This window comes from Nocardioides palaemonis, assembly GCF_018275325.1.
Taxonomy (GTDB): domain Bacteria; phylum Actinomycetota; class Actinomycetes; order Propionibacteriales; family Nocardioidaceae; genus Nocardioides; species Nocardioides palaemonis.
The window spans coordinates 678387-690922 of the sequence record NZ_JAGVQR010000001.1 but is presented as its reverse complement, the minus strand read 5'-3'; the positions used below and the strand labels follow the sequence as shown (position 1 = coordinate 690922).

General features: G+C 72.9%; 13 protein-coding genes. 4 read left to right on the top strand and 9 right to left on the bottom strand.

Annotated features, from left to right (window positions below; translation table 11 throughout):
- Nucleotides 1-79 precede the first annotated feature (79 nt).
- Complete coding sequence (locus tag KDN32_RS03235) at nucleotides 80-1420, top strand: ABC1 kinase family protein (RefSeq protein ID WP_211730670.1); 1341 nt, start codon at nucleotides 80-82, stop codon at nucleotides 1418-1420.
- On the opposite strand, the gene KDN32_RS03230 is transcribed toward KDN32_RS03235, so the two are convergent.
- The gene (locus KDN32_RS03230; protein ID WP_211730669.1) at nucleotides 1350-2561 is read right to left on the bottom strand and encodes an MFS transporter; all 1212 of its coding nucleotides are present in this window, start codon (nucleotides 2559-2561) and stop codon (nucleotides 1350-1352) included. The genes KDN32_RS03235 and KDN32_RS03230 overlap by 71 nt on opposite strands.
- A gap of 25 nt (nucleotides 2562-2586) precedes the next feature.
- Here KDN32_RS03230 and KDN32_RS03225 point away from each other — a divergent pair, with 25 nt between their 5' ends.
- Nucleotides 2587-2997, top strand: a complete 411-nt coding sequence (locus KDN32_RS03225) for a nuclear transport factor 2 family protein (protein WP_211730668.1) — start codon at nucleotides 2587-2589, stop codon at nucleotides 2995-2997.
- A gap of 166 nt (nucleotides 2998-3163) precedes the next feature.
- Here the strand turns inward: KDN32_RS03225 and KDN32_RS03220 are convergent, their stop codons facing one another.
- From KDN32_RS03220 to KDN32_RS03205, 4 genes are all read right to left on the bottom strand, one after another.
- On the bottom strand, nucleotides 3164-3469 hold the full coding sequence (locus KDN32_RS03220; protein WP_211730667.1) for an SRPBCC family protein: 306 nt from the start codon (nucleotides 3467-3469) through the stop codon (nucleotides 3164-3166).
- Between the two features lie 155 nt (nucleotides 3470-3624).
- The gene (locus KDN32_RS03215) at nucleotides 3625-5622 is read right to left on the bottom strand and encodes a vWA domain-containing protein (protein ID WP_211730666.1); all 1998 of its coding nucleotides are present in this window, start codon (nucleotides 5620-5622) and stop codon (nucleotides 3625-3627) included.
- Nucleotides 5619-6143, bottom strand: a complete 525-nt coding sequence (locus tag KDN32_RS03210; protein WP_211730665.1) for a GNAT family N-acetyltransferase — start codon at nucleotides 6141-6143, stop codon at nucleotides 5619-5621. Before KDN32_RS03210 ends, KDN32_RS03215 begins: the two co-directional genes overlap by 4 nt.
- On the bottom strand, nucleotides 6136-7539 hold the full coding sequence (locus KDN32_RS03205) for a sigma 54-interacting transcriptional regulator (RefSeq protein ID WP_211730664.1): 1404 nt from the start codon (nucleotides 7537-7539) through the stop codon (nucleotides 6136-6138). The genes KDN32_RS03210 and KDN32_RS03205 overlap by 8 nt, the downstream gene beginning before the upstream one ends.
- Before the next feature lie 145 nt (nucleotides 7540-7684).
- Here KDN32_RS03205 and KDN32_RS03200 point away from each other — a divergent pair, with 145 nt between their 5' ends.
- Both KDN32_RS03200 and KDN32_RS03195 read left to right on the top strand, forming a co-directional pair.
- Nucleotides 7685-8125, top strand: a complete 441-nt coding sequence (locus KDN32_RS03200; RefSeq protein WP_211730663.1) for a pyridoxamine 5'-phosphate oxidase family protein — start codon at nucleotides 7685-7687, stop codon at nucleotides 8123-8125.
- A gap of 41 nt (nucleotides 8126-8166) precedes the next feature.
- Complete coding sequence (locus tag KDN32_RS03195) at nucleotides 8167-9756, top strand: GAF domain-containing sensor histidine kinase (RefSeq protein ID WP_211730662.1); 1590 nt, start codon at nucleotides 8167-8169, stop codon at nucleotides 9754-9756.
- 75 nt (nucleotides 9757-9831) lie between these two features.
- On the opposite strand, the gene KDN32_RS03190 is transcribed toward KDN32_RS03195, so the two are convergent.
- The 4 genes from KDN32_RS03190 to abmR form a co-directional block, all read right to left on the bottom strand.
- Nucleotides 9832-10461, bottom strand: a complete 630-nt coding sequence (locus tag KDN32_RS03190) for a hypothetical protein (protein WP_249216338.1) — start codon at nucleotides 10459-10461, stop codon at nucleotides 9832-9834.
- A 124-nt stretch (nucleotides 10462-10585) separates the two neighbouring features.
- A complete protein-coding gene (locus tag KDN32_RS03185) occupies nucleotides 10586-11239 on the bottom strand; it encodes a response regulator (protein WP_211730661.1) in 654 nt (217 codons plus the stop codon).
- Nucleotides 11240-11302: 63 nt separating this feature from the next.
- Complete coding sequence (locus tag KDN32_RS03180; protein ID WP_211730660.1) at nucleotides 11303-11839, bottom strand: DinB family protein; 537 nt, start codon at nucleotides 11837-11839, stop codon at nucleotides 11303-11305.
- A gap of 50 nt (nucleotides 11840-11889) precedes the next feature.
- A complete protein-coding gene (abmR, locus tag KDN32_RS03175) occupies nucleotides 11890-12486 on the bottom strand; it encodes an ATP-binding transcription factor AbmR (protein ID WP_283093360.1) in 597 nt (198 codons plus the stop codon).
- Nucleotides 12487-12536: the final 50 nt, after the last annotated feature.

The following is a 12536-nucleotide window of genomic DNA, read 5'->3' as shown; positions in this document are numbered from 1 at the left end:
AACGACCGACCGTGCCCGGGGTCACGCTCCCACTCCTTCGGGCCTGCCCCGGTCACCAGCCATCGGCGATGATGGCGACATGACCGAGCTCCCCCGCAAGGCCGCGGCCCGCACGGCACGGCTGGCCGCGCTGCCCCTCGGGTACGCCGGCCGGCAGGCGGTCGGTCTCGGCAAGCGCCTCGGCGGCAAGCCGGCCGAGGCCGTGCTGACCGAGGTCCAGCAACGCACCGCCGAGCAGCTGTTCCGCACCCTGGGCGAGCTCAAGGGCGGCGCGATGAAGTTCGGCCAGGCGCTCAGCGTCCTCGAGGCGGCGCTGCCCGAGGAGGTGTCCGCCCCCTACCGCGAGCACCTGACCGCGCTCCAGGACTCCGCTCCGCCGATGCCGACCTCCACCGTCCGCGAGCAGCTCGCGACCCACCTCGGTCCCGACTGGGGCCAGCGGCTGGTGTGGCTCGACGGCGCCCCCACCGCGGCCGCGTCGATCGGCCAGGTCCACCGCGGCCGGTGGCTCGACGAGGAGACCGGCGAGGAGCTCGACGTCGCGGTCAAGGTGCAGTACCCCGGCGCGGGTGAGGCCCTCATGTCGGACCTGCGCCAGATCGCCCGGCTGGCGAAGGGCGTCGCGCCGGTCTTCCCGGGCATCGACGTCAAGCCGCTGGTCGCCGAGCTGCAGGACCGGGCGGCCGAGGAGCTCGACTACCACCTCGAGGCCGACGCCCAGGCGGCCTACGCCGAGGCGTTCGCCGACGACCCCGCCATCGTGGTGCCGGGCGTGGTCGCCGTCGGCACCGAGGTCCTCGTCAGCGAGTGGCTCGACTCCTCGCACTCGCTGGCCCACGTCATCCGCGAGGGCACGCAGGCCGAGCGCGACCATTACGGCGAGCTCTTCGTGCGCTTCCTCTTCGAGGGCCCGCACCGCACCGGGATGCTGCACGCCGACCCGCACCCCGGGAACTTCCGCGTGGTGCCGGACGACGGAGCCGGTCGGTTGGGCGTGCTCGACTTCGGGGCCGTCGCGCGCCTGCCCGACGGCCAGCTCCCGTCAGCGATGGGTCGCCTGATCCGGATCGCCCTCGACTCCGACGAGGAGTCGCTGGTGGCCGGGCTGCGCGCCGAGGGCTTCATCAAGGACCGGATCACCGTCGACCCCGGCATGCTGCTGAACTACCTCTCCCCCTTCGTGGAGCCCGCCGGGCAGGAGCGGTTCACCTTCACGCGCGACTGGATGCGCGAGCAGTTCGAGCGGATCAACGACCCGCGCGCGGAGTCGTTCACGCTCGCGACCAAGCTCAACCTGCCGACGTCGTACCTGCTCATCCACCGCACCTGGCTGGGGTCGCTCGGCCTGCTCAGCCAGCTCGGCGCGTCGGTGCCGTTCCGCGAGATCCTCGAGGAGTCGCTGCCGGGCTTCGCCGACTGAGCCGGTCGGCGGCCACGACGACGGCGGCCGCGAGCAGCGCGAGCGCGCCCATCAGGGGCCACAGCAGCTCCGGCGCAGAGGCGTAGACCGCCGTCCCGACCGGGGCGGCGAGGAGCGTGCCGCTCGTCGCGGCGCCGGTGTAGAGACCCTGGTAGCGCCCGACCAGGTGGTCGGGCGCGCGATCGAGCACGTACGCGGTCGCGGTGGTCTTGTAGAGGATCTCGCCAGCCGTCAGGACGACCATCGCCGCCAGCACGGTGCCGACCGAGACCGGCAGGCCGAACATCGCGGTCCCGAGCCCGACGAGGGCGTAGCCGGTGGCGACGATCCCGAGCGCCCCGAGCCGCTGGAGCCGCTGGGCGACCGGGATCTCCAGCACCAGGATCAGGCCCGAGCCGACGGCCACCACCGTGGCGTAGAGCCACACCGGCTGGCCCTCGTCGCGCAGGTGGAGCGGCAGCGTGGAGTAGAGCTGGCGGTAGACCAGGTCGACCAGCACGACCCCGACCAGCAGGACCAGCAGCGAGGTGTCGCCGCGCAGGGTGCGGACGAAGCCCGGAGCCTGCGCCGGGGTCGCGGTGTGGACCGCCTCCCGGGGCAGGGCCCGGCTCAGCGCCAGCCGGACCAGGACGATGGCCAGCCCGTCCACGACGAACATCGCCTCATAGCTCCACGTCACCAGCAGGGCGCCGAGCGGCGGCCCGAGCACGAACCCCGCGTTGGAGGCGGCGCGACCGACCGCGACCGACGTACGCCGCTGCCCGCGGGGCACCGCGAGCGCCGACAGGGCGCCGGAGGAGACCGAGCCCGTGGCCGCGAGGTAGGCCTGCGCCGGCAGCAGGACGGCCAGCACCCACACGGGGACGACCGGCACGACGACCAGCAGCAGGCCGGCGGCCGAGCTCGCCCCCAGCAGTACGCGGCGGTGGCCGAGCCGGTCGCCCCAGCGGCCGCCGGTGAAGTTGCCGAGCAGCATGCCCACCCCGACCGAGCCGGCGAGCAGACCGGCGGTCGTGGTGCCGAGGTCGCGCGGACCGGTGAGGTAGAGGGTGAGGAAGAGCATCGTGAACGACGAGGCCGACGACACGAACCGCGCCGCAGCCAGCGCCCACACGACGCGGGGCAGGTCACGCAGGTCCACGGGGTCAGGGTGGCACGATGCCGTCATGGATGCAGCCGACGCCCTCGCCCGCTGGCACGCCGTCGTCGAGAGCCGCGAGCCCGCGGGCCTCCCCGCCCTGGTCGCCGAGCACGCGGTCTTCCGCAGCCCTGCTGTCCACGCGCCTCAGGAGGGCCGTGACACCGTCGTCGGCTACCTCACGGCCGCCTTCACCGTGCTCGGTCCGGAGCTGGCCTACGAGCGCGAGTGGCTCGGCGAGGACTCCGCGGTCCTGCAGTTCCGCACGCGGGTCGGCGGCTACGACGTGTCCGGCGTCGACATGATCACCTGGGACGCCGACGGGCAGATCGTCGACTTCACCGTCATGGTGCGGCCGAAGAAGGCCCTCGACGCCGTCATCGAGCACATGGGCGCCGAGCTGATGCGGATGCTCGAGGCGGCCGGCCCTACGCCGTGACGCCGCGGCGTCGCACGACCCGGTCGAGGATGCCGAGGGTCGCGCGCAGCTCGGGCTCCGTCACCACCGGGAAGATCGGACGCCAGTCGTCGCCGACCTGCGACCAGTCGTAGACCGACGTGACCCAGGTACCGGCGCGGTCCTCGACCTCGCCGGGCTCGAGGACTTAGCCGTAGGTGTGTCCGATCGGCGGCTTGACGGTGCCGTCGATCCACCACGCGATCTCCTGATCCTGCTCGAAGCGGTCGACGACGACCTCGACGTCGTAGCGGCCCATCGGGTAGTCCCCCTTGGCCTCGCGGTCCATGTGCACCGTGAACCGGTCGCCGACAGCCGTCACGGGCTGGCCGGTCGCCGCTTGCAGCATGCCGGAGGCGTCGATCTCGACGTGCCCCTCGGGGTCGGTCAGGACGGCGAAGACGGCGGCCGGCTCGGCCTCGAGGAAGCGGCGGGCGGTCAGCTGGTCGGTCACGGACCCAGCCAACCACGCACCGGCAGCTGTCATGACGTCATGGAGAGCGGTCGCCGGAACAGCCACTGGCCATGACGTCGCCGGAGTCGGTACGTCCGCGAGGGCGAGAACCACCGCACGTGCGGCGGCGGTGCGCCCGAACGGCAGCCTGGAGGCTAGACCCAGAACCCGCGCCCACCGCCGTACCAGTCCCCGAACTGCTCGCGGTAGGACGAGGCCGGGCCCCGCGAGCCGAGGTACGAGCCGACGACCGCGGCGCCGAGGTCGTCGAGCTCGGGGCTGACCATCCGGCCGTCGACCCGGCGCGCCATCGAGTCGATGAAGCGCGCGAGGCCCGGGTCCTCCCCGAGCCGGAAGAAGGTCACCTGGGCGCCGAGCCGCGCGGCCGCGTCGAGCTCGCGCACCGAGTGGGCGATGGTGAGCGGGTGCGGCGGGTAGGAGAACCACACCTCGCCGTCGGGCTCGAGGTGGGCGGTCGGCTCGCCGTCGGTGACGACGAGCAGCACCGGTTGGGCGTTGGGGTGCTTGCGGAAGAACCGGTTGGCCAGGAGCAGCCCGTGGTGCAGGTTCGTGCCCTTGTCCCAGCGCGCGTCGAGCGCGGTCAGCTGCTCGACGTCCATCACCTGCGCGTGCCGGCCGAAGGCGATCAGCTGCAGGTCGTCGCCGCGGAAGCGCGAGCGCACGAGCTGGTGGAGGGCCAGGGCGGTGCGCTTCATCGGCACCCACCGGCCGTCCATCGCCATCGAGAAGGACGTGTCGACCAGCAGCGCGACGGCCGCCTGGGTGCGGGCCTCGGTCTCGGTCACCTCGATGTCGTCGACCTGGATCCGCACCGGCGACGCGCCGCGCTCGCGGAGCACCGCGTTGGTGATGGTCCGCGGCACGTCCCACGGCTCGGTGTCGCCGAACTCCCAGCGCCGGGTGGCGCCGGAGGGCTCGCCGGCCAGCCCGGTCGTACGCGTCTCGCGGGCGCCCGAGCGACCGCTCATCCGCTCGGCCACGTCGCGCAGCAGTGCCTTGCCGAGCTGGCGCATCGCCTTGGGCGAGAGCCGCAGCTCGCCGTCGGAGCCGCGCTTGAGGTAGCCGCTGTCGCGCAGCGCCCGCTCGAGGTCCTGCAGTGCACGGGCCGAGACCGCCGCGTCCTGGCCGAGCTGCCGGGCGAGCGCGTCGAGGTCGACGTCGTCCATCCGGGCGCCGCGGTGCGACTGGGCGAGCTGGTCGGCGAGCGCGTCGAGCTGGGCGAGGTCCTGCAGCGCCCCGGTGCCGTCGCCGAGCCCCATCCCCTCCTGGCCCTCGAAGCTCTCGGAGCCCGACCAGTCCTCGCCGGGCCGCAGCGCCTGGAGGTTGGCGTCCATCCGGGCGAGCTGCTCCATCAGCTGCGGGGAGCCGAACGCCTGCTGGGACAGCTCCATCAGCTCCTGGCGCTGCTCCGGCGTCATCGAGTTGAGCATCCGCTGGGCGGCAGCCGCACGCTGGGCGAGGGAGTCGAGCAGCTCGTCCATGTCCTTCGGCTGCTCGGGGAAGAAGTCGCCGTGCTTGTCCATGAAGTCGGCGAACTCCTCCTCGCTCACCCCCTCGGACGCGTGCTTCTCGAGCAGGTCGTTGAGGTCCGACAGCATGTCCTGGACCGCCTGCCGGTCCTCGTCGGTGGCCCCCTCGAGGGCCTGCTTCATGCCGGCGAAGCGCTGGTCGAGCAGCTCGCGCCCGAGCAGGTCCTTGATCGCATCGAACGCCTCGCGGGCCTCCGAGGACTGCCAGTCGTAGGACGACAGCTCGCTGACCGCAGCCGGCGTCGAGGACGGCAAGTTGTCGAGCATGAGCTCGCGGAACGCCCGGTCGCCGTCGTCCATCGTGATGTCACGGGCGAGCTGGCCGCGCTCGGCGAGGACGGCCCGGTCGAGGAGCTCGCGGACCTCCTGCATCGTGCCGTCGAGGTTGTTGCGCTGCAGGATCTCGCGCCGCTTCTCCGCCACCCGGCGGGCGAGCTCGTCGAGGCCGGCCTGGTCGGTGCCGCCGCGGCGCAGGAACTCGCGCATCGCGTGCTCGGGGCTGTAGCCGGCCATCACGTCCTGCCCGATCGCGTCGAGCGCCTCGGCGAGGTCGACCGGCGGGGCGAGCGGGTCGCCGCCCTCGTACTTGCGGAAGCGGCTCATCGGAGCGCCTTCTGCTCCAACGACTTGCGCAGCCACACGTCGTCGGGCCACTCCCGGTCGCCGATCCGCTCGACCTCGACGAAGCCCTTCGCGCGGTAGAACGCGAACGCCGGCTCGTTGCCCTCGACGACCTCGAGCCACAGCTCGTCGCCCTCGACCATCGCCTCGACCTCGGCGAGCAGCCGGCTGCCGATGCCGCGCCCGTGGTGGTCGGGGTGGACGTAGAGCTTCCACATGACCTCGCGGTCGCCGGTGACGTGGGGGAACTCGCGGTGCGACTGCGACAGCCGGCCGAACGCGGCCATCGCGACGACCTGCCCGTCGCACTCGGCGACGAGGTGGGCGTTGACCGCCAGCGACGCCTCGAAGCGCGCCGGGATCCACCACTCGTCGAGCATCCGCTGGGCGTACGCCGCGTCGATCGGGCCGTAGGTCGGCGGCACGACGGCCTCGCCGAGCGCGCGGAAGCCCGGGACGTCGGCGAGCGTGCCGGGCCGGAAGGTGAGGACCGCCTCAGCCATAGACGGTCTCCCCGGCGTCGGCGTCCTTGCCGATCCTCCGCGCGAGGTAGAGCCCCTCGAGGGCGAGCTCGAGCGCCGCGGCGCGCTCGCCGTCGTTGGTGGCCCCGAGCCGGTCGCAGACCTGGTCGTAGAGGTCGGACTCGCCCAGCACCGGGAGACCAGCGAGGAAGTCGCGGGCGCCGACGCGGGCTCCGGTGGTCACCATCGCGCCCTCCTCGATCGCCTCGACGAGCAGCCGCAGGTCGATGCCGGCCAGGTGGGCGCGGACGGTCTCGGCCACGGCGGTGCGCAGCAGGTGGGTGAGGATCTCGGTCTCGCGGCCCTCCTCGCCGGTCTCGAACTCGATCTTGCCGCCGAGCACGTCGACCGCCGTCTCGAGGTCGACGACGCGCGCCACCGCCTCGTCCTCGCCCTGGGTGGTGGCCCGGTGCAGCGCGGCGGCGGCGATCGTCTCTGCGCCGGCGATCGCGAAGCGGGCGCTGACGCCGGAGCGCTGGTCGACCGACTGGGAGTCGCGCAGGTTGCGGGTGAAGCGGGCCAGCACCTCGAGGAGGTACGCCGGCACCTCGGCGACGAGGTCGGCCTCCTGGTCGATGACGGCGATCTCCTGCTCCACCTCGCGCGGGTAGTGGGTGCGGATCTCGGCGCCGAAGCGGTCCTTGAGCGGGGTGATGATCCGCCCGCGGTTGGTGTAGTCCTCCGGGTTGGCGCTGGCCACGACCAGCACGTCGAGCGGCAGGCGCAGGACGTAGCCGCGGATCTGGATGTCGCGCTCCTCCATCACGTTGAGCATCGCGACCTGGATCCGCTCCGCGAGGTCGGGCAGCTCGTTGATCGCCACGATGCCGCGGTGGCTGCGCGGGATGAGGCCGAAGTGGATCGTCTCGGGGTCGCCGAGGTGGCGGCCCTCGGCGACCTTCATCGGGTCGACGTCGCCGATCAGGTCGGCGACCGAGGTGTCCGGCGTCGCGAGCTTCTCGGCGTACCTCTCGTCGCGGTGCCGCCACGAGACGCGGAGGTCGTCGCCGTAGGTCGCGGCCGCCTGCTGCGACGTGACGGTGATCGGCTCGTAGGGGTGCTCGCCGAGCTCGGAGCCCGAGATCACCGGCGTCCACTCGTCGAGGAGGCCCACCAGCGAGCGCAGCAGCCGGGTCTTGCCCTGGCCGCGCTCGCCGAGCAGCACGATGTCGTGACCGGCCAGCAACGCCCGCTCGACCTGGGGGATGACGGTGTCCTCGAACCCGTGCAGCCCGGGCCACGGGTCCTCCCCGGCGGCGAGACGGGCGATCAGGTTGTCGCGCAGCTCCACGCGCAGCGGCTTGAGCTCGTGGCCGCTCGCGCGGAGCTGGCCGAGGGTGCTGGCTTCGGGGTGCGGGGTCTGGCTGGTGTCGCTCACGTCTCCACGCTAGACCGGCCCGTCAACGTGGAGCGCACTCGAAGCCACGCGTGACGGTCCAGCGGCCCGCGGCGGTCAGGACCTTGGACCCTGCCTGCGTCGGGGCCGCTCGGGGAGGGTGGAACCCTCGGCGAAGGAGGCCCGCATGCAGTCCACCCACGACCTGTCCCGGGAGGAGTGCGCCCGGCTGCTGACGTCGGGTGTCGCCGGTCGGGTGGCGCTCAGCACGCCGACGGGGCCGCACATCCTGCCGGTCAACTACTCCGTCGACGAGGAGTCGGTGCTGCTCCGCACGACCGCCTACAGCCTGCTCGGGACCTACGGACGCGACGCCCAGGTCTGCTTCGAGATCGACCAGTTCGACTACGAGAACAAGCGCGGGTGGAGCGTGTCGGTGCGCGGCCGCGCGGTCTTCGTGGACGACCCGGCCGAGCTCGCCCACATCGCCCGCACCTGGGAGCCGAGGCCGTGGGCGTCGGGACAGCGCAACCTGGTCGTCCGGATCCCGTGGACCGAGGTGAGCGGTCGTCAGGTCGGCGACGGATGGGACCCCTGGGACCACCTGCCCGTACGACGTCTCGCCTGACGGTCGTGGCACCCCCACGGGGCGTGGGCCAGACTGGCCCCGTGACGCACTCCAGCGACGGGACCGCACCGAGGTCGGCGGACCTCGGCGCGGACGCCCGCTCGCTGCTCCAGGCGGTCAGCGCGATCGCCAGCGACCTCGACCTCGACCTCGCCCTCACCCGGATCGTCGAGGCGGCGACCGTCCTCACCGGTGCGCGCTACGGCGCGCTCGGGGTGCTCGGCCGCGACGGGCTGCTCGCCGAGTTCGTGACCACCGGGATCGACGAGGAGACCCGGCGGCTGATCGGCGACCTCCCGCGCGGGCACGGCATCCTCGGCGTGATCATCGAGGACCCGTCGGGGCTGCGGGTCGCCGACCTCGCCGCGCACCCGCGGTCGGTGGGCTTCCCGCCGAACCACCCGCCGATGCGTACCTTCCTCGGCATGCCGGTGCGGATCCGCGGCACCGTCTTCGGCAACCTCTACCTCACCGAGAAGGAAGGCGGCGGCCCGTTCACCGAGGCCGACGAGCTCCTGGTCGAGGAGCTCGCCCGCACCGCCGGGTACGTCGTCAGCAACGCGCGGTCCTTCGCGACCAGCGAGCGACGGCGCCAGTGGCTCGAGGCCTCCGGCTACCTCGCCGAGGTGCTGCAGCCACCGGTCGACATCACGTCCGCGCTGCACCAGATCGTGTCCACCGCGCGCCAGGTGTCGCGCGCCCGGGCGGTCGCGCTGTGGTCGTCCGCGGGTCCGGAGCACGACACCGTGAGCGTCGCGCGCGAGGGCGACCGGGACCTGGTCGCGGACCTGCTGGCGCAGGCCCGGGAGGACGCCGAGGTCGAGACGGGGAGCCCGGTGTCGACCGTCGAGGTCGACGACGCCCGGCTCGTCGTGGTGCCGCTGCGCTCCCACCTCGCGCCGGTGTCGGCGCTCGTCGCGGTGACCGAGCCCGGCTCCGGCCTGCTCGACGTGCAGGAGCGCGACCTCTTCGCGGGCTTCGCCGACCAGGTCGCGCTGTCGCTCGACCGCACGCAGGCCCTGGCCGACCGCCAGGAGCTCGCCCTGATCTCCGACCGGGAGCGGATCGCCCGCGACCTGCACGACATCGTCATCCAGCGGCTCTTCGCCACCGGCCTGCAGCTGCAGGGAGTCGCGGCCATGTCGGGCACCGGACCGGTCACCGAGCGCCTCGACGCCGCCGTGTCCGACCTCGACGACACCATCAAGGCGATCCGCGGCACGATCTTCGAGCTGCAGGACCGCAGCGGCGACTCGCTGCGGGCGGCGGTGCGCAAGCTGGTCAAGGAGTACGTCCCGGTGCTGGGCTTCTCCCCCGTGGTCCGCACGTCCGGCCCGGTCGACACGGCCGTCTCGCCGGAGCTCGGCGCCCAGCTGGTCGCGGTGCTGCGCGAGGCGATCTCCAACGTGGCGCGGCACGCGCTGGCCGACAGCGCGGAGGTGGACGTCACCGTCACCGCCGACCGCCTCGAGCTGCGGGTCGCCGACGACGGCGTGGGCGTGCCCGACGACGCCCCGCAGAGCGGGCTGCGCAACGCCCGCCGCCGTGCCGACGACCTCGGCGGCAGCCTCGAGGTGTCCCCGGTCGGGGACCGCGGCACGGTCCTCGTGTGGCGGGTGCCGCTCACCTGAGCCCGACGCCGGCACACAAGGGAATGCGGAAAGGCCCGACGCGGGGGATGCGTCGGGCCTACCGGGGGCCTGGTGTCAGCGCAGGGCGGGGTGTTGCTTCACCACTTCCTGCCTGCTCCACCAGTGACCCAGCCCCCAGGTGGTGCCGGCCGCGCCGAGGGCGAGGACCGCCATCACGATGATGCCGACGAGGTGGTCGTCGACGACGGGGTTGTTCTCGAGCGGGAGCGACGCGGCGTACATGAAGGCGTACATCAGCGCGCCCGCCGCGGCTCCGACCCGCACGCCCACTCCCAGCAGCAGCGTCACGCCGATGCCGAGCAGGCCGGCCATGAACAGCCAGTCGACCCACGCGTGACCGGCGAGGCCGGTGTAGAAGCCGTGGAACGGGTTGTCGGCGGGGACGGCGAAGGAGAGGAATCCCTCGGTCGGGCTGCCGCCGTTGATCCACGCAGCGGGGCCGAACCGGTCCAGCACGCCGTTCTGGTCGTAGCCGGTGTGGAAGCCGAGCGCGAAGGTCTTGTCGAGGAAGGCCCACAGGAAGGTGACTCCGTAGGCGATCCGCAGCGTGGCCAGGGCCCGGTCGAACCAGGGTCCGCGGTCGTGGTCGTGGTCGTGGCTCTCGGCGGCCGGTGCTCCGGCCTGTGCCACCACGGGCGGGGTCCGGGTCTCGGCCTCGTGGCGGTGGCGATGGATGACGCTCATCGTCATCCCCTCCTTCGATGGTGTGCTTCTCCGGGTCACCACCAGAGTCGCGTGCCCACGCGGCCGCGGTCAGGGCCTGCGGTCACGGGAGGAGGGGGGCGAAGGTCCCGTCCGGGACCTGCCCTCAGCGCTGGGGGCCGTCGCCGAGGAGCTTGGAGGCCAGCACGGCCGCCTGCGTACGGCGCTCGAGGCCGAGCTTGGAGAGGATGCTGGAGACGTAGTTCTTGACCGTCTTCTCGGCGAGGAACATCTGCTCGGCGATCTGGCGGTTGGTGAGGCCCTCGGCGATGTGGCCGAGCAGCACCCGCTCCTGGTCGGTGAGGGAGGCGAGCTCGTCCGGGGTCTCCGGCCCGTTGCGGATCCGCTCCAGGACCGTCGCGGTCATGGCGGGGTCGATGAGCGACTTGCCGGCCGCGACGTGGCGCACCGCTGCGACCAGGTCGGAGCTGCGGATCTCCTTGAGCACGTAGCCCGCGGCGCCGGCCATGATCGCGGCGAACAGCGCCTCGTCGTCGTCGTAGGAGGTGAGGATGAGCGCGTTGATCGACGGGTCGACGGTGCGCACGCTGCGGCACACCTCGATCCCGGAGCCGTCCGGCAGGCGCGCGTCGAGGACGGCGACGTCGGGTCGCAGGGCCGGGATGCGGGCGGCCGCCTCGGTCGCGGTCGCGGACTCGCCGACCACCTCGATGTCGTCCTGCTGCTCGAGCAGGAACCTCAGCCCCTGCCGCACGACGTCGTGGTCGTCGAGGAGGTAGACGCGGATGGTGTCAGCCATGCGGCCCATTCCACCAGACGAACGCCCGCAGCGCTCCCCCTCGACCGAGGTCGACGCGGATCGTCACACGTCGGTCGCCCCGTCGATCGACTGGCGGATCAGGTCGGCGTGGCCGGCGTGGCGGCAGTACTCCTCCACCATGTGCACCAGCACCCACCGCACGGTGGCGGTCTCGCCCTTCTCGGGCGATCGCGGGCGTGCGACGGGGCGGTCGAGCTCGGGGTCGGCCGCCAGGGCGTCGTCGAGGAAGCGGTCCGAGCGCTCGATCGCAGCCGCGAGCAGCGCATCGAGCTCGGCGTGCGTCGCACCCGCCGCGCTGTGCCAGTCCCAGTCGGGGTCGTCGTCCCACGGCGCGGTGTCCCACGGTGGCGCCGGCTCGTGGGCGGCGAGGTGGTAGGAGAACCAGTAGTCCTCGACGAACGCGAGGTGCTTGAGCATCCCGCCGAGCGTGAGGTCGCTGGGCGCGAGCGGCTGGTCGAGCTCGGCGTCGGTGAGTCCCGCGGCCTGGAGCCGGATGGTCGCGCGGTAGTGGTCGAGGAACGCGCGCAGCATCCCGACCTCGTCGGTGCTGTAGGGCGGCTCGGATCGCTCGATCGTCATGGCCCGCACCGTAGTGCGCCCCGGTGCGGGCCCGACAGCGGATTAGGCCGTCAGAGCGACGGGCCCTCGCCGCGCAGCTTGTCGACCTCCGACATCGCGTCGCGCAGCTGGCCGAGCCACTCCTCGGCGTGCTGGCCCACCAGGCGGACCGACCAGGCCAGCGCGTCGGAGCGCGAGCGCGCGACCCCCGCGTCGACCAGGGTGTCGAGCACCTGCCGCTCGGGCTGGCGCAGCCGCGTCATCACGGGTGCGGCCACGTGGGTGAAGAGCGCCTCGGTGTCGCCGAGACGCACGCCCCACGAGACCTTGCGCTCGTAGCGCGCCTGCGCCTCCAGCGCGATCTCGATCCGCTCGGCCTTGGTGTCGGCGCGGAACCGGCTGATCCGGCCCTCCGCCTCGGCGCCGTCGGCACCGGCGGCGTGCTCCTCGGCCAGCGTGCCGAGCACGGTGATCTCCTCGCGGTCGGCGCGCACGTCCACCTCGCTGAACCACCCGTCCGGCAGCCGTCCGCGGAACCAGTCCGCGGCGTCGTCGGCGGGCGGCAGGTCGGCGACCTGCCAGCCGCCGCGGCGACCCCGTCGTTCGCCGCGCTCGCCGCGGCCACGGCCGCGTCGGCTGCGGCCCTCGTCGTCGTTCTCGGTCATCATGTCCCTCTCCTTCTTGCAGTTATTACATGATTACACCCTTGAACGACGGA